Below are 21,971 nucleotides of genomic sequence, written 5' to 3'. Positions count from 1 at the left end.
GCGGGGCCACGGGCGGCGAGGCCCGGGACGGCGGAGCCGTGAGCGGCCCGCCGGGCGGGAGTCCGGGCGCTGGTTCCGCGGGCCCGTCGGGTGGGAATCCCGGGGGCGGTGCCGTCCCCGCCGGGGGCCGTCCGGCCGCACCGGGCGGCCGCCCCGCACCTCCGTCCCCCGCCCCCGCGCGGGAAGCGGCCGCCGCCGGGGGAACGAGCCACGCGCCGGAGCCCCAGGAGAGCCGGGGCGGAGGCGGCACGGGGGCCCGCGCACCGCACACGGCCGCCGTCGGAGCCGCGTCCGGCGGCAGCGGGGACGGAGCCGGGCACACCGGCGCCGGAGCCGGAGCCGCGCGAGACTCCTCCGACGACGAGCCCACGGTCCGCAACGACGTCGTCCGGACGGACGCCCCGCCGCCCCCCGCGCACCCGGCCCAGCCGCCCACGGCGCACACTGCCCCGGCCGGCGCCCCGCACACGGCGGGAGGTCCCGCCGACCCGCACCCCGCCCCGGCGCACCCCGCCGGCGCACCCGGCGCCGTACCGCACGGGGGCGGCACGGGTGCCCCGGCTCCGCACCGGGGCGGGCAGCCCGGCGTGCCCCGGAGCGCCCCACCCGCCGGGCACGCCCCCGGCCCCGCCGGGCACGCCCCCGCCTCCCCTGCCCGGGACGGCCGGCGCGCACCGGAGCCGCCCACCCACCGCAGCCCGGCCGTGCCCGCCCCGCGCGGCACCACGGAAGGCCCGCCGCGGGACGACGCCGCGGCGGCCCGGGCCCGCGCCCTGGTCGTCCCCGTGGCGGAGCCGGGGCCGCGGGCCCCCGCCGCGCCGGACCCCGTCGCTCCCGTCCTTCCGGGGCGGCCGAACGCCGCCCGCCCGCAGGTGCGCAGGCCCGCCGGCGAGGTGGAGGAGTCCGGCACCGTCTGCCCCTGGTGCTCCACCGGCAACCGGCCCGACCGCCACTTCTGCCGCCGCTGCGCCATGTCCCTGGCGGGCGAGCCCGACGGCCCGGCCGGCCGCCGCCCCTGGTGGCGGCGGCTGTTCGCCGGACGGAACGAGGTGCGGTGGGCCGGTGAGCGGCCGCGCCTGCGCCGGGGGCTGGCCTGGCTGCTGCCCCTGATCGGCTGGGGCCTGGTGGCGGCGCTCGTGATCACGGCGGTCTTCATGGCGCCGGCCGCGATCCAGGCGGTGAAGGACCACTTCGCCAAGCGGGCGCCCGTCTCCCCGGACACCTACGCCGCCTCCCGCTCCTACGCCGACAACGGCCCGGAGCTGGCGTTCGACAAGTTCTCCAACACCTTCTGGGGCCCGGGCATCACCGGCGACGGCGCGGGCGAGTGGATCGAGGCGCGCTTCGCCCAGCCCGTCGACACGCTGGACGTGCTGATCACCCCCGGGGTCTCGGCGCGCTCGAACGAACTGGCCAAGAGCGCCCGGCCGAGCCGTCTGGAGGCGCTGATCACCACCGCGGACGGCAAGAAGGAGACCCGGACGCTCACCCTGGACCAGGACGCCCGGCAGCAGCGTCCGCTCCGGGCCCGGGACGTGGTCTCCGTGCGGTTCACGGTGGTGTCCGCGTTCGGGGCCGGGGCCGACAAGCAGGTGGCGATCGCCGAGATCGAGTTCTTCGGCCCCTCGGGGTCGTACTCCCGCCGCTGAGCGGAGCCCGGCGGGACGGGCCGGTCAGCCGGCCGGTCAGCCGGCCCGGCCGCCCGCCGGGCCGTCCCGCCGGCCCCGTCCGCCCCGGAATTCACCCGGGCGGCGGGAACCGTCTCCGTCCCGCACCCGTTGCACAGACGGGCAAAGAAATCGTCAAGGGCGCGGCCCGCGCCGGATTGAGCAGGGGATTCCATGGGTGTCAGCCTCTCCAAGGGCGGCAATGTCTCACTGAGCAAGGAGGCACCGGGTCTGACCGCGGTCACCGTCGGGCTGGGCTGGGACGTCCGTACGACCACGGGAACGGACTTCGACCTGGACGCGAGCGCGCTGCTCGTCGACAGCGCCGGCAAGGTCCTCTCGGACCAGCACTTCGTCTTCTTCAACAACCTCAAGAGCCCCGAGGGCGCCGTCGAGCACACCGGCGACAACCTCACGGGCGAGGGCGAGGGCGACGACGAGCAGATCAAGGTCTCGCTGACCACGGTCCCGGCCCAGGTCGACAAGATCGTCTTCCCGGTCTCCATCCACGAGGCCGAGACCCGCCAGCAGAGCTTCGGCCAGGTGCGGAACGCCTTCATCCGCGTGGTGAACCAGGCCGACAACAACGAACTGGCCCGCTACGACCTCAGCGAGGACGCCTCGACGGAGACCGCCATGGTCTTCGGCGAGCTGTACCGGCACGGCTCGGACTGGAAGTTCCGCGCCGTCGGCCAGGGCTACGCCTCCGGCCTGCGCGGCATCGCCCAGGACTTCGGGGTCAACGTCTGAGCACGGGCGCACCGCCGCGCGGCCGGCCCGCTCGCACGGGCCGCGCCGCGTCAGTCCGCCACAGGGGCGGGCCGGGTTCCCTCCCGGCCCGCCCCTGCCGCGCGCCGAGGCCGGGAGCTCCGGCTCCGGAAGGCCCGACGCCGGCGCGGCCGTCAGTCCGGCGCTCCGCCGCTCAGGCCCATGACCAGGGTGACGACCGCGCCGACCGCGCCCCGCGCGATGTCCATGCGGTCGGTCAGCTGCCGGGAGAGCCACAGGCCCCGGCCGCTCTCGCCGGTGAGTTCGCCGGGGGCATCCGCCGGGACGAGGTCCGCGGTGAAGCCGGGGCCGTCGTCGGCCACCCGGCAGTGAAGCGCGCCGTCGGCGTGTTCCAGGACGAGCTGCCCCGTCCCGCCGCCGTGTTCGACGGCGTTGCAGGCGACCTCGTGGACGGCGAGGACGAAGTCGCCGCGCCGCGGCTCCGCCAGGCCCGCCTCCGCGGCGCATTCGCCGACGCGGAGCCGGAGTCCGGGGATGTCCTCCACGCCGAAGGAGAGCTCCAGCAGCGGTTTCCGCGGGGTGCGGGGTTCGCGTGGTGGTCCGTCCGTCTGCACGCTCATGGCCTCGCCACCTCGACCTCCAACGACCCCGGCCACCGCTCTCCCGCGCCGGCCGGCGGGTCCGGGAAGGGTGCGGACGCCGGACCGGGAGCGGTGACGCCCCCCGGCCTCCGCGGCCGGGACGGGCACGGCCGCCCCACGTCCACGGCGTTCGGCACCGGGCTCCTGACTTTCAGTGCCGTCAGACACTACTCGCAGTCATCAACCAACACCACGTGTAACCGTAATTGCTTCGCTGCCCACTGCTCTTGACCGGATGCACCGGTAAGCCGACCGGAAGCGTCGTTGTAGTGTCCGCAAGCGTGCCATCGCGGAGATGATCAGCCGCGTATATCGTCATCACACGGGGAGAACTCGCCCATGAGCATCGTCAGTTGGATCGTCCTCGGCCTGATCGCGGGAGTGGTGGCCAAGGTTCTGCTGCCCGGACGCGACCCGGGCGGCCTCCTCGGCACCACCCTGATCGGCATCGCGGGCGCCTTCATCGGCGGCTGGCTGTCCTCCGAGTACCTGGACCGGCCGATCGACAAGGACTTCTACGACCCGGCCCTGTGGGTGGCGGCCGTCGCCGGCTCGCTGGTCCTCCTGATCGCGTACCGCATCCTCTTCGGCCACTCCCGCGACCGCCGCTGAGGGCGGCGCGGGTGCGGAGTCCGCCCCCGGTACGGCGGGTCCCGCCGCCGGGGCCCTTCCCGTCCGGGCACTCCGGGTGATGGCCGCCTCCACGGCCGCGACCCGGTCCGCCAGCAGCCCCAGCGCGCCCACCGCCCGCGCCAGCGGGTCCTGCCCGGCACCGCCCAGCGCCCGGTCCCGGAGGTGGCCGTCCGCGATCTCCCGGCGGCGTGCCTCCTGTTCCGGGGTGAGCCGGCCGCGCAGTTCCGCCAGCTTCAGCAGGTTGAACTCCGCCTCGCCGTGCAGGGTCTGCGCCTCGGCCGCGTAGTGGTCGTCGAGCAGCGCCTCCAGCTCCGCGTCGTTCATCACGGGGACGATCCGCTCCGCCAGCTTGTTCATGTCGCGGTAGGAGCCCTGGAGCCGGAACGGGGGTTCGGTGCGGGAGGCGTCGGACCGCGCCGCCGAGGCGATGTACGCGGCGTTGACCGCCAGGACCGTGCGGCGCGCCGCGAGCAGCAGCCGCAGCACGGCCGTGATCCGCTCCAGCTCGGCGGGCGGGTACGGGTGTGCGAGCCGGTCGGGGCGTGCGCTCCCGTCGCCGCCGGCCATCCGTACGAGCAGTTCGAGGTCCGCGCGGTCCCGTCCGGCGAGCGGGGCCAGCACCGGGTTGGCGGTCAGCGCGTTCTCCACGAAGCTGAGCGCGAAGACGTCCTCCCGGCCGGAGAGCACGTCGCCGAGGTTCCAGACGCCGGCGCGGTTCGCCAGCATGTCCGGCACCCGGAAGCGCTGCCCGGACTCGGTGTACGGGTTGCCGGCCATGCAGACCGCGAAGCGCTTGCCGCGCAGGTCGTAGCGGCGCGGACGGCCCCCGTGCACCCCGTCGATCCTCCGCTGGGCGTCGCACAGCGGGATGAACTTCTGCAGCAGCTCGGGCGAGGTGTGCTGGATGTCGTCCAGGTACAGCAGGACGTTGTTGCCCGCCGCCAGCGCGAAGTTGATCTTCTCGACCTCCTGCCGCGCGGTCGCGTCGGGGGCCCGCTCCGGGTCGAGCGAGGTGACGGAGCGGCCGAGCGCAGGGCCGTCGATCTTCACGAACATCAGCCCGAGCCGGTCGGCGACGTATTCCATCAGCGTCGTCTTGCCGTAGCCCGGAGGCGAGAGCAGGAGCAGCAGACCGCTGCTGTCGGTGCGCTTGGCGTCGCCGGCCGCGCCGATCTGCCCGGCCAGGTTGTCGCCGACGAGCGGCAGGTACACCTCGTCGATCAGGCGGCTGCGGACGAAGCCGGTCAGCGGCCGCGGCCGGAACTCGTCCAGCCGCAGCCGGGCCCGCTCGCGTGCCACCAGCGCGGTCCGCCGCCGCTGGTAGGCGCGGAAGCCCGGCACCCGCTCCTCGCGGAACCTCCGCGTCCGCTCCAGGAACTCGTCCAACCGCAGCCGCAGCGAGCCGCCGGTGACGCGCGGGTGGTCCCCCAGCAGCCCCTCGACAGTGACCTCCGTGGCGGCGTCGCGGGGGTAGCGGGGCAGGTCCGGGCAGAGCTCCGCGGCGACCGCCTCGGCGAGGTCGCCGTCCGCCGCGCCGCCGGAGGCGCGGGCGTACGAGCCCAGCCAGGCCGCGGCGAGCTGGCGGCGGGCCGGCAGATCGCCGTCGAGCGCCGCCAGGTCCTCGGCGCAGCCCCGGCCGGCCTCCGAGTCACGGAACGCGGCGGTGAGCCGCCGGGCGCCGGGTCCGGTGACGAACCCGTCCGGCCGTGCGGCCAGTTCCTCGAACAGGTACGCGGCGGCGCTCCGGTGGTGGCCGGCCTCCCGGCCGCCGGGCGGCGCCTCGTCCGTCCCCGTCCTCGCGCCCGTCTCCGTGCCCGCGCCCGCGCCCCCGGCCGCGCTCACAACCGCGCCCGCCCCGCCGCCGCTCTCCGCCGCGAAGGCGGCCATGGCGGCGGCCAGTTCGGCCACCAGCTCGCCGATCTCCGGCGCGCTTCCGAACGCCGCCCGGGCGCGGGCCAGGGAGGCGGCCCGCCGCGCCCAGGCCGTACGGGCCCGCGGCGTCGTGCCGTGCGCCCAGAACAGCTGTGCCGCCGCGCGCACCTCACCGCCGTGGCGGAGCAGCCCGGCGTCATCGCGCAGCCGCAGCAGGGCGGCCAGCAGCAGGGCCGCGTCGTGGTCGTGGACCCCGCGCTCGTGCCCCTCGTCGTACGCGGCGTGGGCCGCCTCCCGCACCAGTGCGAGCAGCCCGCCCTCCTCCCCGGCCGCCTTCCGCAGCCGGTCCTCGTCCTCCGTGTGCAGGACGGTCGCGGCGAGGTGCTCCGCGCGGTAGACCTCCGGGGTCTCGGACGGCAGCGACTGGCCCCAGTACGGCCGGGTGGCCGCGAACTCCGGGTCGGTGACCGGCTCCCGGTAGTCCGTGCCGGTGAGGACCAGGGACATCCCCTCGCCGGACGGCAGCAGGGCGAGCCCGGCGGGCCGGGTGGTGACCGCGAAGCGGTGCCGGCCGAGCCGGATGGTGCCGCCGCCGTCGCCGTACAGGTCGGCGCGGTCGCGCTGGGCGCGGGCGGCCTCCTCGCGGGCGGCCTTGAGGCGGCCCCGGAGCTCCTCCGCCCGTACGGTGTCACCGAGGCCGTCCAGCTCCTCCGCGGTGGCGCGCACCTTGGCGGCCATGGGGTCGGTGGCGAAGAAGGTGTGGACGGCGTCGGGGCCGTCCAGGGCGGCGGCGCGGCGGCGCACCGTGTCCAGGATCCGGCCCGCGGAGTCCGCCAGCCGTCCGGCGTGCCGGGCGCGGGCGTCCCGCAGGCTCTGGGCGCGGCCGGCGAAGGCCTCCTCCACCTCGGCCCGCTTGGCGTCCAGTTCGGCGGTGAAGTCCTCGAACGCGGCGAACCGCGCCTGCGCCTGCTCGATCCGCAGCAGCAGTCCGGCGAGCTGCTCCTCGCAGCTCTCCGGGGTGGAGGCGGCGGCCAGCGCGGCGGTGGCGGCCTGGCCGAGGAGGGCGAACTCGGCGGTGTAGGCGGCCCGTCCCTCGTGGTCCAGCAGGTCGCGGCGGCGGGCGGCGAGCACGGCCCGGGCGCGGTTGACCCCGCCGAGCGTCTCGGCGATCCGTTCCAGGATGCCGGTGCGCACGGTGGCGTCGGCGATGTCCAGGCCGCCGACGACCTCGGTGACGGTGCGCAGGTCCGCCGCGAGCGCGTCCAGCCGTCCGCCGAGCGGCTCGGCCTCGGCGACCGTCCGGGCCCGGCCGGCGGCGTCCGCCAGCTCGCCGATCTCGTCGCGCTGCCCGGTGAAGGCGTCCTCGCGGCCGAGGAAGGCGACGGCCCGCTGCCCGGCGGACTCCAGTTCGTGCTCCAGCCCGGCGGCGAGCTCCGTGATCTTCTCGCCGTCCGCGTAGCGCAGTTCGCGCACGCTCTCGAGCCGGCCGCGGCAGTGGCGGAGTTCCGTCAGCCGGGCGATCCACTCGCCGGCGCCGGCCGGGGACTCGCCGCGCACCCGGCGCACCACCGAGGCGGTGTGCTCCGCCGCCTCCTCCAGCGCCTCGGCGGCCCGCCGCCGGAGCGCGGTGACGGCCTCGAACTCGTCCAGCGCCCGGCGGGCGGTGTCCCGCAGCGCGGCCAGCGGCTCGTGCAGGCCGCCGCAGTCCCCGGCGGCCAGCCAGTGGTACCGGTCGGCGACCCGCTCACAGGACTCGGCCAGCGTGCGGTACACGGCCGCGGCCGGAGGGGTGTCCTCCACGGCGCGCACCACGCCCAGGCAGGCGGAGATGCCGCCCACCAGGTCGGCGTTGCCGATCCGGGCCAGCGGACCGCCCGCGGCCGGCGGGTGCGCCGCGGCGTGGGTGTCGGAGGTGTACGGGGTGTGCCAGAGCTGTACCGGGTGCACCCGGGCGGGCTCCTCGTCCTCCCGCTCGCGCAGCACGACGAGGGTGCCGTCGTCGAAGAGGGCGTGGCCCCGGCAGCCGAGCGGAGGGGCGACCTCCTTGCGGATGACGTTGTACGACAGCAGCAGCGCGCGGCCCCGCGCCCGGTCCCGGAACGCGTACAGCACGTCCTCCCCGTTCGGGGACCGCACGGTGCGCTCGAAGGCCAGACCGGAGGTGTCCGCGGCGTCGAACGTCTTCACGGTGCCGGTGGCCAGGCAGTAGCCGCCGGGGAAGACGATGCCCTCATCGCCGGGGAGGCGGCGGCAGGCGTCGCCGATGCCGTCGAGGCGCACCGCGTGCTCCGTGGTGCTGTTGAAGACGTAGTACCGGTCGGTCTCCTCCTTGTACGGGCGGACGCGCAGCAGCACCAGCGGGCCGACCCGGGCGTGCGCGACGTCCGCGTCGGCGAGCGACTGAAGCGGCTCGTCGACGGGCTCGCTCAGGATGCCCTCGGCGGTCTCCGTGTCGTCCGCGGTCTTGAGCACCAGGGCGCCGCCGACGCACGACACGTACAGCCCGCCGACGGTGCGGACGTGCGGGTGGCGGCCGAGGACGTGGTCCTCGCGGGTGGCCTCGGTCCAGGTGACGTCGTGCGCGGGCTCGGCGGTGTCGTCGCGGTCGCCGCGCCCGTCGAGGAACTCCGCCGTGCCGTCACCCGCCAGCCGCCAGCGCAGCACCCGGGTGTCGGTGGGGCCGGTGCGGAACACGGCGAGGAGTCTCTCCCCGGTCCGGCGCAGCCGCAGCAGTTCGGCGTCGCGGTAGTAGCGGCGCAGCTCGGCGAACTCCCGTACGAAGCCGGGGTCGTCCAGTACCGGGTCCGCGTCCCGCTCGGCGAGGGCGAAGCCGGGGCCGTGGCCGCCGGGGACGCTGTGGCCATCACCGCTGCTGTCACCGCTGGTGTCACCGCTGCCGTCGCCGGCGTCAGCGCTGCCGCCGCTGTGGCTGCCGTCACCGCGGACGCCGTCCCGTTCGAGCCCGTACGCCGTGAGGACGGCGCCGTCGGCGGCGGTGTTGGCGCCCACCAGCAGCCGGCCGCCGACCGCGACGACGTCCCGGACCACCCCGGGCTGCCCGGTGCGCACCGTCCCCGTGCCGAGGAGCCGCAGCCCGCCGGTGCCGAAGACGGCCGCGCGCCGCTCGTTGAGCGCCTCGGCACGCCGCGCCAGCTCCCGGGCCTGCGCCCCGAGCCGGGCGCGCAGCACCTCGTGGGTGCCGGCGTCGACCGCCTCCGTACGGGCGCCGGCCGTTTCCGTGCCGGCGTTCACCGCTTCCGTAGCGCCGCCGGCGCCACCCGCGCCACCCGCGCCGGTCTGCCGCCGCTCCCGCTCCGTGCCCACATCGACCTCTCAGCCCGTTCCGCCCGCCGGTCCGTCCCGGCCGGGTCCTGCTTCCGTCACGGCGGGGCCGCACCCACCGTTTTCCGCACATCCGTGCGAGGCTCCGCTGTGTGGTCCCGCCACCGGCGGCGGGCTCCGGCCCATGGACCGGGCCGGTTCCGCCACGACCGACTGGCGCGCCGTCACCGGCCCCGTGCGGGCCACCGGCCGGGACTGGGCCGGGCTGGTGCCGATCGCCGCCCCGGTGGTGGGCGGGGCACACCCCCGTCGTGCCCCGCCCACCACCGTTCCGGAACGGCCACCGTCCGCCGGCCCAGCCGCCGTCCGGTAGCGGGCCAACAGCACGTCTCCTCGGGTCCTGTTGGGCGAGCGGCACGGCGGACAACACCCCCGTCGTCCTCCGCCGTGCCCTCCCCCTCCCGGCGGCACCAGAGCCGCCGGAGTCCTGACCGGCCGCGCCGCTCCCGGCGCCGGCCACCGGGCGGCTCCCCCATAACGGCGGCTCGCCGTCCCCGTGCCGGCGGCCGCGGGGCGCCGCCCGGTCCCGTCCCCCGCGGCAGGGCGCGCGCCCCGACCCCCGTCCGGGGCGCGCGCCGTGCCGCGCTACGCGGCGGCCTTCGCCCCCGCCCCGTTCAGGGCGGGGCCAGCCACCGGCAGATCCGCCAGGCCCAGCCGCTCGGCCGTGTCGAGGAGTTCGCGGAGGCCGCCAGCCCGGGCGCCCTCGCCGCCACCGGCCTTCATGAGCTTCATCAGCAGCGCCGACACCGTCAGATCCCGTACGTCGGCCGCGCCCACCGAGCCCAGGACGCGGGTGAGGTCCTCGGTGAAGGACGCCTCGCCGTTCAGCCACGGCCCGGCCAGCGCCCGCGCCGTCCCGGAGTTGGCCACGAACCCGTCGACGCTCTTGCCGAGCGTGACCGCGCCCGCGATCCGGTCGAAGAAGGCGCTCTCGCCGCCGACGATGGAGATGTCCGCGCTCTCCAGACCGGTGGCCAGCACCGTCGCCTGCGCCTCGGCCACCTGCCGCTGCGTCTCCAGGCCGGCCAGCCGGATGTCCTTCTCCGCCTCCAGCCGCAGCCGGTACTCCTCGTGCTCCCGGGACGCGGCGTCGAGCGCCGCCATGGCGGCCGCCTTCTCGGTGAGCCCCTCGGCCTCCGCCTTCAGCTTGCTCCCGACGGCCTCGGCCTCGGCCAGCGCCCGCGCCCGGGCCCCCTCCGCCTCGGCCCGCAGCCGCGCCTCGGTGGCCTGCGCCTCGGCCAGCCCGGTCTTCTCGATGGCCTCGGCCTCCTTCTCCCGCACCTGCACCCGGGCCAGTCCGGCGGCGGCCTCCTCGGCCTGGATGCCCTCGGCGAGGCGGGCCTTGGCGCGGGCGTCCATCTCCGCCGTCTTCTGGCGGGCCTCCGCGAGCGTCAGCTCCTCCGCGGCCCGGTGCGCGGCGGCCTGCTCCGCGGCCTCGGCGGCCTTGATGTCCTTGACGAGCCTCTCCTGCGCCTGCGCCTCGGCGGCGATGACCAGGGCCTGCCGCTCCCGCTCGGCCTCCTCGACGGCGCGCAGCCGCTTGATGCTCTCCTCCTGCTCGGCGACGGTGCGGTCGACGGCGACGCGCTCCCGGATCACCTCGGCGATGTCCCGCTTCTCGGCCTCGACCTCCTTCTCGGCGGCGATCCGGGTGAGCTGGGTCTCCCGCTCCCGGGCGATGACCTCCAGCAGCCGGTCCTTCTCGATCCGCTCGGACTCGATGGCGATGACCCGCTCGCGGTTCTTGCCCGCGACCTCCACCTCGCGCTGCTGGTTCTCCCGCTGGATGCCGAGCTGCTCCTCGGTGCGCAGGAACGCGGCCTGGGAGCGCAGCCGCTCCTCCTCCATGACGCGCGCGGTCTCGGCCTCCTCGCGGGCCCGTACGGTCTCGATCTCCCGGCGCTGCTTGATCTCGGCGTCCGCCTGCCGGCGCTCCAGTTCGAGGACGGCCTCCCGGGCGTCCACGTTCTGGCGGGTGATCTCCTTCTCCTCCTGCCGCTGGAACTCGTTGGTGCGGACGTGCTCGATGGCGGTCAGCTCGGTGATCTTGCGAATGCCCTGGGCGTCGAGGATGTTGGCGGGGTCGAGCTGCTGGAGCGGGGTCTGCTCCAGGTAGTCGATGGCCGCGTCCTCCAGGCTGTAGCCGTTGAGGTCGGTGCCGATGACCTGGATGATCCGGTCCCGGAACTCGTCGCGCTTGGTGTAGAGGTCGGCGAAGTCGAGCTGCTTGCCGACGGTCTTGAGCGCCTCGGAGAACTTGGCGTTGAAGAGTTCCTGGAGCGTCGCGCGGTCGCTGGCGCGTTCGGTTCCGATCGCCTGGGCGACCTTGATGACGTCCTCCACGGTCTTGTTGACCCGAACGAAGAACGAGATCCGGATGTCGGCCCGGATGTTGTCCCGGCAGATCAGCCCCTCGCGGCCGGTGCGGCCGATCTCGATGGTCTTCACCGAGATGTCCATGATCTCGGCCCGGTGCAGCACGGGCAGCACGACCTGCCCGGTGAAGGTGACGTCGACCTTGCGCATCTTCGAGACGATCAGCGCCTTGCCCTGCTCCACCTTGCGGAACAGCCGGCTGATGACGAAGACGAGCGCGATGACGACGAGGAGCACGACGGCGATGAACACGCCGATGCCCAGACTGATGGCATCCATCGGAAGTCCCTTGCGGCAGAGATGAGTTGAGCGGAAAGAACAGCGGGGCGGCGCGCGGCCGGTGCGGCGGAGGCCGGCACGGCGGCACGGCACTCCCGGGCCGGGGCGGAGAAGGGCAGGGCAGAGCGGGCTCCGCGCACCGGAGCCTCATGGCCGGGGTCTCGGGGCCGGCGGACCGGCGGTCGCGGTACGGCCGTCAGGCGGCGGTACTCCGGGGATCGAGCGCCGGATCGTACGGCGCGGCCCAGAAGAACTCCCGTTCCTCGTCATAGGCGTAGAGCAGCGCGGTGGACCCGGCGGTGAGCCCGGGATCCCGGCCGTTCTGCCGGACCTGTACGAGGGCGGTGGAGCCGTCCCGCGCGGCCACCTCCGCCTGGCCGAAGCCGGGGCCGACCGAACCGGTGCGGATGGTGCAGGTGAGCCCGACGAAGTCCTGCCGGGACGGCTCCGGCCCGGCCGCGAAGACCCGGCGCAGCGGCCGCGCCAGCAGCGCGGTCAGGCACCAGGAGAGCAGCAGTGCTCCGGCCAGCAGACCCACCGAGGCGGCTCCGCGGCCGAGGCCGGCGAGGCCCGTGTGGTCCAGGAGGACGGTGCCGGTGAGGCTGGTGAGCCAGGCGACCGGCACCAGCAGCGAGAAGGCCACGGCGACCGGGACCCCACCGAGGCCCAGCGCCCCGGAGTCCACGTCCCCGTCGAAGATGTCGTGCTCGGCCGTGCCGATCCCCACCAGCAGCCAGAAGGCGGCGATCACGAGGACCGCGGAGCTGAACAGCACGGTCGGGAAGGCCACTGCCGCCGCCAGGAATTCAGCCACCGGGTTCCGTCCTCTCGCTCCGCGCACCGTAACGGGGAAGCACAGCCCCGGTGCCGGATCCCTTCCGGAGTCCGGCACCGGGGCAGCCCCCGTTTCCCCGTGGCACCCATACTGGCAGCCGAACCCGACCCGGCACATTGCCGGAATCCGGCAACCTTTACGGTTGATCCCATGCCGGGAGGCGCCGCTCCGCGAACCCCGGTGCGGCATGAGCACAGTGGAGGGGGACCCGTGACACCGCAGGAGGAAGAGCCGGGCCGGGACGAGTTCCTGGCCGGGTACGCCGAGATACTCGCCGAGGTCTCCGCCACCGGCCGCCGCCTCACCCGCGACGAACTCGGCTCCCGGCGGCGGGCCGGCGAACGCGCCGCCGAACGGGGCTACGGCCTGCGCCGGCTGGTCGCGGAGCATCTCGACGCGACCCGCACCGGCTGGTCCGCCCTGCCCGGCGCCACGGCCGCGAACGGCATGCGGGAGCTGCGCACCGTCGTGGACTGCGTCCTGGCCGCCACCCACCAGACCATCGACGCCGTGGCCGAGGGCTACGAACGCGCCCAGCGCCTCGCCGTCCGCCAGGAGGAGGCGGCCCGCCGGGAGTTCATCGACGACCTCCTCTACGGCCGCAGCGACCTCGGCCGCCTCGCGGAACGCGCGGAACGGCTCGGCCTGCGCCTGGCGCACGAGCACACCGTCGCCGTCGCCGACGGCCCGGACCTCTACGACGAGACCCACTCGGTGACGCGGCGCGTGGAGGCGGCGCTGCTCTCCCGCTTCGGGGACCGGCGCATCCTGCTGACAACGAAGGACGGCCGGATCGTCCTGGTGGCACCCGGCAACCACGAGGAGGTCGTCCGCCACTTCGCCAAGCAGGCCCACGTCGCCATGGGCGGCGGCGGAACGGAGCGGGTGGCCGTCGGACGCTCCCACCCCGGGCCGGGCGGCGTCGTCCACAGCTACGAGGAGGCGCTCACCGCCCTCGAACTGGCCGACCGCATGGGCCTCCCGGGCCCCCTGCTGCGCGCCGCCGACCTGCTCGTCTACCCGGTGCTGACCCGCGACCGGCAGGCCATGGCCGACCTGGTTCGCACCACCCTCGGCCCGCTGGAGCAGGCCCGCGGCGGCGCCGAGCCGATGCTGCGCACCCTCTCCGCGTACTTCGACGCGGGCTGCGTGGCCGCGGAGACGGCCCGCCGTCTCTCCCTCAGCGTCCGCGCCCTCACCTACCGCCTGGCTCGCATCCACGAACTCACCGGCTCCGACCCGTCCGACCCGATGCACCGCTACACCCTCCAGACGGCGGTGATAGGCGCCCGCCTCCTGGACTGGCCGGCGCAGAAACTCTGACCGTCCGGACCGAGCACCAGCAGCACGGCCGGCGCCGAGGGCCCCGGCCCGATGCGGACAGAAACCCACGCCACGCTGAGGGGAACGGGGAGAGCATCAGCTGACCTCGGCTTTCCACTTGGCGTGACCACGGTCTTCAGCAGCGCACTGCGGCGGTTGTGGCTCAGGCACCCATCACCACGGCACCGACCTGCTCATCCACGATTCGCCAGGCACCAGACGAAGTGCCGAATCGGTCATTAGCCGAGAAGAACAAAAAGCCCGATGATACCCAAGGAGCCTGCGGCCACCCATCCCATGGATATGCAGGTAAGCATCCGCGGCCCCACACCCACCTTCGACAGAGCCACCTTGTAACTGTTCGCTCTACCTGACGGGTTGAGAAGAATGAAGACTCCCAGAGGGAAGAACAAAGACAGAAAAACAAGAAATACCATCAGACTCCCATGAAACGATCGATGAACTTTACGGCAGCGAACGTGAGCAACGCCAAGCCGATTCCCGTGAAAATTGCCCCTCCCACTCGGGTGACGGCACGGATCAGGGGACGCATTCGTTTCACATGCGGCGAAGTGAGATCTCTGGGAACGAGTAGATCCATAACCGATAGCCAATTATTCCAGAGGGTGAGGCCCATCAAGCAGCAAACGACGCCGAGAATAATCGGTTCCAACATGCCAGTCCTTCACTTAGGGCATCGTTAGGGGAGGGCGGACACGCCCGAGCCGCGCCGACCCATTCACAATCAGATCCCTCATCGCGCACGCCATTTCACGCCCCGGCGACCCCCGGAACCAGCAGCTCACCTGGAGCCCGGAGGGCAGGCTCGCCACCCTCACCGAGAACGGCAAGACCACCGAATACCTCTACGACTCCTCCGGCAACCGCCTCCTCGCCAAAGAAGCCGACGGCTCCACCACCGCCTACCTCCCCGGCGGCAACGAACTGAAGACCACCAGTACCGGCACGAAGACCGCCGCCCGCTACTACACCCACGCCGGCGAGACCATCGCCGTCCGCAACAGCTCCGGCATCCACTTCCTCTTCGGCGACCGCCAGGGCACCGCACTGATCGCCGTCGCCTGGGGCGCCGGCCAAGCCGTCACCCGCCGCAAACAACTCCCCTTCGGCAACCCCCGCAACAACAGCGGCACCTCCAACTGGCCCGGCGACCGCGGCTTCCTCGGCGGCACCACCGACCCCACCGGCCTCACCCACCTCGGCGCCCGCGAGTACGATCCCGACCTGGGCCGCTTCCTGTCCGTCGACCCCCTCCTCCTCACCAACGACCCCACCCAGCACAACCCCTACACCTACGGCAACAACAACCCCGCCACCTACGCCGACCCCACCGGCGAAGCCTACGACGAATGCGCCAGCGGCCAATACAACTGCACCAACGGACCCGGCGGCACCGGCGACCTCCAAAAAGTCGAATTCGGCAACAACTACGAAAGAGAAACCCAAGCCCGCGGCGGCACCATCTCCCCCAACTACACCATCCAGCAGAACACCGGCTACCAGCACGTCTACACCAAAAACCAAGGCGTCACCGCCCCCACCGCCGCCATCGAAAAACAAAAGCGCATCCAACGCGAACGCAAAGCGAAGCCCAACAGAAGAAAAACGAAAAAGAACAAGGTTTCTGGGATAGCGTGAAGAATTCAGGTGTCGTCCAGTGGACCAGTGATCACTGGGATGAAATAAAGACCGGAATTGCCGTCGTAGGGTTTGGGGCATGCCTCGTAGTCTCAGCAGGTGCCTGTGTGCTTGTCGGCGTTGCTGGGGCATCAGTCGCATACGGAGGCGATTGGGCCATCACTGGGGAGTTTGATCGCGCAGGCTACCTAAGGTCACTCGCCTGGACCGTCGGTGGGGGACTCGTGGCTGGTGGAGCCGCCCGGGCCATGGGGGCGCACAATTGGGGGAACGCCTTCTTCGGGAACGCCGTTGCGCGAGCCAGGGTGAAGGTTCCGACCCACCGGTCAAAGATGGGGTATGGAACGGGCCCGGGTGGCGGGCGCAAGGGCTGGGCGACGCAGTCGGTGGAAGTTATTGACCGCAGTAGAACAGCGCTCAACGTGGGAGTGAACTCGCAGCTTTCGTGGGGATTCTGTGGCGCTGGATCTGCAAGTGCATTGACCGGTAAGGGATGCTAAATGCTTGGACGACGGACTGGCGTTGTGGCCACTCGACGAGAAAGGCGCGTTCTGCGCCGCCGGTCATGGTCCTTGTTGACATGGATGGCCCTCTCTGCCATCTGGCTAATATACCTGTTTGGTCTGATGGCATCGCTGGATCGTGGAAAATTTCAGGACGCCTGGCTGGTCTTTGCGATCTTTTGTGCCGTGACCGCTACGGTAAGGCGAATTGGCAGTTGTCGCATTGTTCTTATGCAAGGACAAGTGCTCGTCGAGAACCCACTCATCGTCCATTCGCTCCCGAACGGAAGTATTATGGACGTCGAAATATCCTCAAGTGGCAGTCTCAGGATAAGGACACGTCCAGGGAAGGAAATCCGTCCACTGGCGTTCGGCGGCTCGCTGGTTGACACATATTTCAAAACCAGCGAGCGAGCCGCTACAAAGATCCGAGAATACCTGCGTGATAATGGCCGGGAACCTGCCGCCAGGACCGAGGGACAGCAGAAATTCCGCCGGTGCTGGTCCGCCGACATCGCGCTGGTCCTGGGATGTATTGCAGGCACAATGGCGACAGTATTCGCCTGATAGCGAGCGGCTCAGGGATATCGGGGGTTGGGCACACTCTGGCTATCCGCCCTCGGCACGGCCAGATTCTCCCACCCTCTACGCGTTCCTGTGCTCCCTGGCCGCTCCCTTTTTCTGGTGAACATTCGAGCAGCTTGCGGAAAACCTCATGCGGCGGCGACCCGCCGCCGGGTATTGTCGCCGCTCATGACTCCTCCTCGTGAGCGCCCTCCCTTCTCGGCGGATGAACGGACCCAGCTTCTCGGCTGGTTCGACATGCAGCGCGCGATCGTCCATATGAAGTGCGAGGGGCTGTCGGACGCCGACGCCCATCGCTCACTTCTGCCGGCGTCACCGCTGATGACGATGGCCGGCATCGTCTCCCATCTGCGCTGGACCGAGCAGACCTGGTTCGAGGTGCTCTTCCTCGGCCGCCCGGCCGACGGACCGCAGTTCTCCGAGGACCCGGAAGACGCCGACATGAGGGCCGAGGGCATACCCCTGGCACAGCTCCTCGCCGACTACGACCGGCAGTGCCGGATCTCGGACGAGATCATCGCCGCCCACGCCCTCGACGAGACCGGCCGCCACCCCGACTTCACCTCGGCCCGGGCCAGCCTGCGCTGGATGCTCCTCCATATGACCGAGGAAACCGCCCGCCACGCAGGCCACATGGACATCATCCGCGAACTCCTGGACGGCTCCAAGGGCTACTACTGACCACCGCCGACCTGACCTGACCTGACCTGACCTGGCCGCACGCACGCTTCGGGGCCCTTGCCGCCCACGGCGACCGGAGGAGTGGTGCTTGCCGTTGCCGGTCGCGCGCGGTGCACTTGCGGTCATGACCACGAACCGGGTCCTGTATCTGCTGGGCAGCGCCGCGCCGCCCGTGCTCGGCGTCGGCGCCGTCATCAAGCGTGCCCAGGCCGTGGGCTGGGACGTCTGCCTGGGGCTCACCCCGACTGCCGCGCGGTGGCTCGGTGACCGGTTGACGGAGCTGGAGGCGCTGACCGGCCACCCGGTCCGCAGCCGGTACAAGCTTCCCGGTGAGCCCGATACCTGGCCGCCCGCGGACGCGGTGATCCTGGCGCCCGCCACCTTCAACACGCTGAACCAGTGGGCTCTGGGGATCACGGACAAGTTCGTGGTGGGTCTCGTGGCCGAGGCCATCGGGAAGGGCCTTCCGCTGATCACCATGCCCTGCGTCAACACGGCGCTCATCCGGCACCGGCAGTTCGACTGCAGCGTCGCGACGCTGCGCGCCATGGGCGTACGGGTGCTCTACGGCGAGGACGGGTTCGTCCCCGACCAGCCCGGCGAGGGGCGCCCGGAGGACTATCCGTGGCACCTCGCGCTGGAGGCCGCGGCATCCGCCCACGGATGAGACGGAGGAGGGAGAGAGCGGGCCGCCCGGCCCGCTCTCTCCCGTCAGGACACCACGTCCTTGGCGCGGAAGTGGCGGAAGGCCAGGGCGAAGAGGACCAGGGCGTAGGCCGTGGAGACGGCGGCGCCGCGGGCCATGCCGCCCCACTCCAGTTGGGGCTGGAGCGCGTCGGCCCAGGCGAACTGCCAGTGCGCGGGCAGGAACTGGCGCCAGTCGCCAAGGGCCGTCACCGCGTCGAGGACGTTGCCGACGATGGTCAGGCCGACCGCGCCGCCGACCGCGCCCAGCGGGGCGTCCGTGACGGTGGAGAGCCAGAACGCCAGGCCGGCGGTGACCAGTTGGCTGACGAAGACGAACGCGACGACGATCGACAGGCGCACCAGCGCCGTGCCCGGGTCGAGCGAACCCCCGGTCGGCAGCTCCAGGCCGCCCCAGCCGTACACCGCCGTGCCCGCCAGCAGGCCGACCAGTGGCAGCAGGATCATCGCGGCCGCGCTGAACAGCAGGGCCACGGTGAGCTTGCTCAGCAGCAGTCGCGAGCGCGGCACCGGTGACGCCAGCAGATAGCGCAGGGACGACCAGCTCGCCTCGGACGCGACCGTGTCCCCGCAGAACAGCGCCACCGGCACCACCAGTAGGAAGCCCGCCGAGACGAACACGCATGCCATGGCGAAGTTGAGGCCGGAGGCGGTGGCCGTGTCGATCAGGGAGATGCGGCCGTTGCCGCCGCGCTCGTCGGGGTCCCCGCCGATGGCGAAGGCCGCGATGAGGATGAACGGCAGGGCGGCGAGGATGCCGTAGACGACGAGCGTCCGGCGGCGGCTCAGTTGCCGTACCGCCTCCACCCGCAGGGGCAGGGTGTGCCGGGGGCGGTAGCCGGGGGCCGTCTCGGGGGCGGCGCCGCCGGTCGGGGCGGGCTCCCGTTCCGCGACGGCGGTGGAGGCGGCCCCGGCGGCCGTGGCCGTGGTTCCGTTCGCCGTCGCGCCGTTGGCCGCACCGGCTTTCACGGTCCCGGAGCTCGCTGCCCCGGCGCGCGTCGCGCCGTTCGCCGTTCCGGCGGGCGGCTTGCCGCCGTCGCCGTTCGCGGCCGCGGCTTCCGGGTCCGGTGCGCCGCCTGCGGGTCGTTCCGTCGGGCCGGTCATGCGGCACCTCCGATCAGGGTCAGGAAGGCGTCCTCCAGGCGGCGGTGCGGGCCGACCCGGTCGACGGGGATGCCGAGCCGTACGAGTTCGGGCAGGAGCTGCGAGGCGGTCATGCCGTCGAGCCGGACCAGCAGCCCTTCCTCGGCGCGGACCACGGAGTCCACGCCCTTGAGGGCCGCCACCGCGTCCACGCTCTCGTCGGACACCGGTCCGCCCGCGACGCCCACCAGCAGGGTGTCGCCCGAGCCGGTGATCTCCGCGACCGGTCCGGCGCTGACGAGCCGGCCCCGGTCCATGACGACCAGATGCGTGCATGTCTGTTCGACCTCGGCCAGGAGGTGGCTGGAGACGATCACCGTCCGGCCGCCGGCCGCGTAGCGGACCATGACGTTCCGCATCTCCCGGATCTGTGGCGGGTCGAGGCCGTTGGTCGGTTCGTCGAGGATCAGCAGGTCCGGCAGGCCGAGCATGGCCTGGGCGATGGCCAGCCGCTGCCGCATGCCCTGCGAGTACGTCCGGACGGCGCGCTCCAGGGCGTCGCCGAGTCCGGCGATCTCCAGGGCCTCATCCAGGTGCGCCTCGTCGGCGGGGCGGCCGGTGGCCTGCCAGTACAGCTCCAGATTGGCGCGGCCGGAGAGGTGCGGCAGGAAGCCGGGGCCCTCGACGAACGCGCCCACCCGGGAGAGCACGGGCGCGCCGGGCCGGATCGCGTGCCCGAAGACGCGGATCTCGCCCGCGTCGGGGGTAATGAGCCCCATGAGCATCCGGAGGGTGGTGGTCTTGCCGGCGCCGTTGGGCCCGAGGAGGCCGAGCACCTGGCCGCGTTCGACCCGGAAGGAGAGGTCCTGGACGGCGTACCGGTCGGCCGACTTGGCGTAGCGCTTGCCGAGTCCGGTGATCTCCAGCGGTACGCCGACGAGCGCCGGGTCGGGCGCGGGGGTGGTGACGCGGCGGCGGCCGGTGAGCAGCAGGACGGCGCCGAGGGCGGCGCCCGCGAGCGGCAGGCCCCAGACCCAGGCGGGCAGGGCGCTGTTCTCGCCGGCCAGGCCGGGGGCCGTGGGCACGGTGAGGTCGGTGTCCGCCAGGGAGACGCGGTACTCGGCGGGCTCCAGGGGTGAGGCGTAGCCCATGTCGGTGGCAGAGAGGACGAGCCGCATACGGTGCCCGGCCTCGAACTTGTGGTCGATGACGGGGAGGCGCAGCTCTGCGGTGCGGCCGTCGCCCTCGCCCGCTCCCTCGACCCGTACGGGGGCGACGAGCTGGGAGGGCAGCAGCTGGCTGCCGCCGGGCCCCACGTCGTACACCTTGGCGAAGAGCACCGCGTCCTCCGTGTCCGACGCGACACGCACCCGGGCCGTCGGGGCGCCGGTGACGCGGACGGCGGAGGTGAGCGGTTCCGAGTCGAACGCCGCGGCCTGGCCGGGGAAGTCCAGGGCCACGCCGGCGCCGAAGGCCGTCAGCTGGGCCGCCGCGCCGGAGAGGCCGGGTACGGAGGAGACGGCGGCTGGGGTGCCGCCGGCCGGGTTGGCCGCGGTCTGTTCGCGTCCGGTGATCCGGACCGTGCGGGTCTTGTCGCCGTCGAGGCCGGGGTAGTGGCCGCCGGTGGCGCCGCTCAGCTGGACCCGGCCGTTGGTGGAGTCGAAGCCTCCGGTGCGGCTGACCCGGAAGGCGGCCCCGGTGTCCGCCTTCTCGTCGCCCTTGAGGTGCCGGTCGAACCAGGCGCCGACGCGCTGCCGGACCCGTTCGGTCTCCTGGTCACCGCCGTCGTGTCCGCCCGCGAGCCAGTCGACGGAGACGGGCGCGCCGTTCTCCTTGATCTGCCGGGCCATGGCGTCGGCGTGGCTCAGCGGGAAGAGGGAGTCGGCCTGCCCGCCGAGGACGAGGGTGGGGGCCTTGATGCGGTCGCCGACGGTGACGGGGCTGCGCTCCCGCAGCAGCTTCTCGGCCTCCGCGTCCGGCTTCCCGGCGACGGCGACCCGTTCGTACATCTCGCACAGCGCCGTCTCGAAGCGCCCGCAGGAGCGGTCCCCGGTGACGGGCTCCGGCTGGAAGGGCGCCTCGGGGGCCCGGCCCCCGCCGCCTCCGCCGGTGGCGCCCGTGTCACCCGCGCCGCCCGTGCCCTGGCCGGCTCCGCCGCCGTCCGGCGCGTCCTCGGGGGACGGGCCCATGTCGGTGGGGACGGGGGTCGAGCCGGTGGTGAAGAAGATGCCGGACCAGAGCTTCTTGAAGACGCCGTCGGGGAAGAGCGCCTCGGAGAGGTCCCAGTAGGTGTTCTGGGCGGCGATGGCGTCGATGCGCTGGTCGTGCCCGGCGGCGAGCAGCGAGATCGCGCCGCCGTACGAGGCTCCGGCGATGCCGACGCGCGGGTCGCCGTCGGCGTCGAGCCGGACCTCGGGGCGGGTCGCCAGCCAGTCCACGAGCCGCCGCACGTCGGCGACCTCGTTCTCCTTGTCGTTGAGCCCGATCCGGCCGGTGGACTTCCCGAAGCCGCGCGCCGACCAGGTGAGGACGGCGTAACCGTCCCGGGCCAGGCCCTCGGCCTGCTCGTGCAGGTCCCTCTTGCTGCCGCCGAAGCCGTGTCCGAGCAGGACCGCGGGACGCCGCTCGGAGGCGGGGCCGGAGGTGTAGAAGGAGGTGTCGATCCGCACGTTGCGGCGGGCCGCGGCGCCCTCGCCGTCTCCGTCCGCGTCGCCGCCGGGGGCGGGCATCGTCAGATACCGGTCCGCGCGGTGCACGGCGGCCGGTTCGCCGGCGACGGCGGCCCAGGTGCCCGCGCCCGCCACGAGGGCCACCGCCACCGCTCCGGCGGCCAGCCGTCCCCGGCCTCGGGGCGGCCGGAGCAGCCGGAGCGGCCGGGGCAGCCTGAGCGGCCCGGGAGTCCGGGACTGTCGAGAATCCATGCCCTTGAGCCTACGCAGCGCCATGGGCTTCACACCTGCCCCCGGGTATGACCCGCGTCCCCGCGCATCCCCTCTCTGCGGCGTACATCCCGGAGGGGGCGTACAGCGAACGCGGTACGCGGCGTGCGGCCGGGAAG

Annotated in this window: 13 protein-coding genes and 1 pseudogene; 8 read left to right on the top strand and 6 right to left on the bottom strand. The window is 73.3% G+C overall.

Going from position 1 to position 21,971, the window contains the following annotated elements; genetic code table 11:
• Window positions 1-704 precede the first annotated feature (704 nt).
• Together SXIN_RS31330 and SXIN_RS20950 are read left to right on the top strand one after the other, a co-directional pair.
• The gene (locus SXIN_RS31330; RefSeq protein ID WP_157916323.1) at window positions 705-1,649 is read left to right on the top strand and encodes an NADase-type glycan-binding domain-containing protein; all 945 of its coding nucleotides are present in this window, start codon (window positions 705-707) and stop codon (window positions 1,647-1,649) included.
• Window positions 1,650-1,841: 192 nt separating this feature from the next.
• Window positions 1,842-2,417 (top strand): TerD family protein, encoded by a 576-nt coding sequence (locus tag SXIN_RS20950; protein WP_019706684.1) that lies wholly within the window; start codon window positions 1,842-1,844, stop codon window positions 2,415-2,417.
• Between the two features lie 152 nt (window positions 2,418-2,569).
• Here SXIN_RS20950 and SXIN_RS20945 read toward each other — a convergent pair whose 3' ends face one another.
• Entirely contained in the window at window positions 2,570-3,016 is a 447-nt protein-coding gene (locus tag SXIN_RS20945) for an ATP-binding protein (protein WP_095757360.1), read from the bottom strand.
• Between the two features lie 360 nt (window positions 3,017-3,376).
• Between SXIN_RS20945 and SXIN_RS20940 the strand changes: the two genes are divergently transcribed.
• Window positions 3,377-3,649 (top strand): GlsB/YeaQ/YmgE family stress response membrane protein, encoded by a 273-nt coding sequence (locus SXIN_RS20940; protein ID WP_095758124.1) that lies wholly within the window; start codon window positions 3,377-3,379, stop codon window positions 3,647-3,649.
• 3 nt (window positions 3,650-3,652) lie between these two features.
• Here the strand turns inward: SXIN_RS20940 and SXIN_RS20935 are convergent.
• The 3 genes and pseudogenes from SXIN_RS20935 to SXIN_RS20920 all read right to left on the bottom strand — a co-directional run.
• Window positions 3,653-8,794, bottom strand: a pseudogene (locus SXIN_RS20935) (DNA repair ATPase); the annotation flags it as partial.
• A gap of 675 nt (window positions 8,795-9,469) precedes the next feature.
• A complete protein-coding gene (locus SXIN_RS20925) occupies window positions 9,470-11,539 on the bottom strand; it encodes an SPFH domain-containing protein (RefSeq protein WP_095757358.1) in 2,070 nt (689 codons plus the stop codon).
• Window positions 11,540-11,735: 196 nt separating this feature from the next.
• Window positions 11,736-12,353, bottom strand: coding sequence for a hypothetical protein (locus tag SXIN_RS20920; protein ID WP_039823887.1), 618 nt, complete (start codon window positions 12,351-12,353; stop codon window positions 11,736-11,738).
• A gap of 231 nt (window positions 12,354-12,584) precedes the next feature.
• Between SXIN_RS20920 and SXIN_RS20915 the strand changes: the two genes are divergently transcribed.
• From SXIN_RS20915 to SXIN_RS20900, 5 genes are all read left to right on the top strand, one after another.
• Window positions 12,585-13,697 carry a PucR family transcriptional regulator gene (locus tag SXIN_RS20915; protein WP_019711349.1) on the top strand — a complete coding sequence of 371 codons (1,113 nt, stop codon included), beginning with the start codon at window positions 12,585-12,587 and terminating at the stop codon, window positions 13,695-13,697.
• A gap of 696 nt (window positions 13,698-14,393) precedes the next feature.
• Window positions 14,394-15,356 carry an RHS repeat-associated core domain-containing protein gene (locus SXIN_RS32940; protein ID WP_337589372.1) on the top strand — a complete coding sequence of 321 codons (963 nt, stop codon included), beginning with the start codon at window positions 14,394-14,396 and terminating at the stop codon, window positions 15,354-15,356.
• A 626-nt stretch (window positions 15,357-15,982) separates the two neighbouring features.
• The gene (locus SXIN_RS31325; protein ID WP_157916322.1) at window positions 15,983-16,426 is read left to right on the top strand and encodes a hypothetical protein; all 444 of its coding nucleotides are present in this window, start codon (window positions 15,983-15,985) and stop codon (window positions 16,424-16,426) included.
• Between the two features lie 186 nt (window positions 16,427-16,612).
• A complete protein-coding gene (locus tag SXIN_RS20905) occupies window positions 16,613-17,125 on the top strand; it encodes a DinB family protein (RefSeq protein WP_039823889.1) in 513 nt (170 codons plus the stop codon).
• A gap of 124 nt (window positions 17,126-17,249) precedes the next feature.
• The gene (locus SXIN_RS20900) at window positions 17,250-17,792 is read left to right on the top strand and encodes a flavoprotein (RefSeq protein ID WP_019711353.1); all 543 of its coding nucleotides are present in this window, start codon (window positions 17,250-17,252) and stop codon (window positions 17,790-17,792) included.
• A gap of 44 nt (window positions 17,793-17,836) precedes the next feature.
• On the opposite strand, the gene SXIN_RS20895 is transcribed toward SXIN_RS20900, so the two are convergent.
• Both SXIN_RS20895 and SXIN_RS20890 read right to left on the bottom strand, forming a co-directional pair.
• Window positions 17,837-18,649, bottom strand: coding sequence for an ABC transporter permease (locus SXIN_RS20895; protein WP_050931140.1), 813 nt, complete (start codon window positions 18,647-18,649; stop codon window positions 17,837-17,839).
• 281 nt (window positions 18,650-18,930) lie between these two features.
• Window positions 18,931-21,834, bottom strand: coding sequence for an alpha/beta fold hydrolase (locus SXIN_RS20890; RefSeq protein ID WP_095758122.1), 2,904 nt, complete (start codon window positions 21,832-21,834; stop codon window positions 18,931-18,933).
• Between the last annotated feature and the right edge of the window lie 137 nt (window positions 21,835-21,971).

Origin of the sequence: Streptomyces xinghaiensis S187, from assembly GCF_000220705.2 — a bacterium.
In the GTDB taxonomy this organism is placed as follows: domain Bacteria; phylum Actinomycetota; class Actinomycetes; order Streptomycetales; family Streptomycetaceae; genus Streptomyces; species Streptomyces xinghaiensis.
The sequence above is the reverse complement of the archived record's forward strand: the minus strand, read 5'-3'. Positions and strand labels throughout refer to the sequence as shown.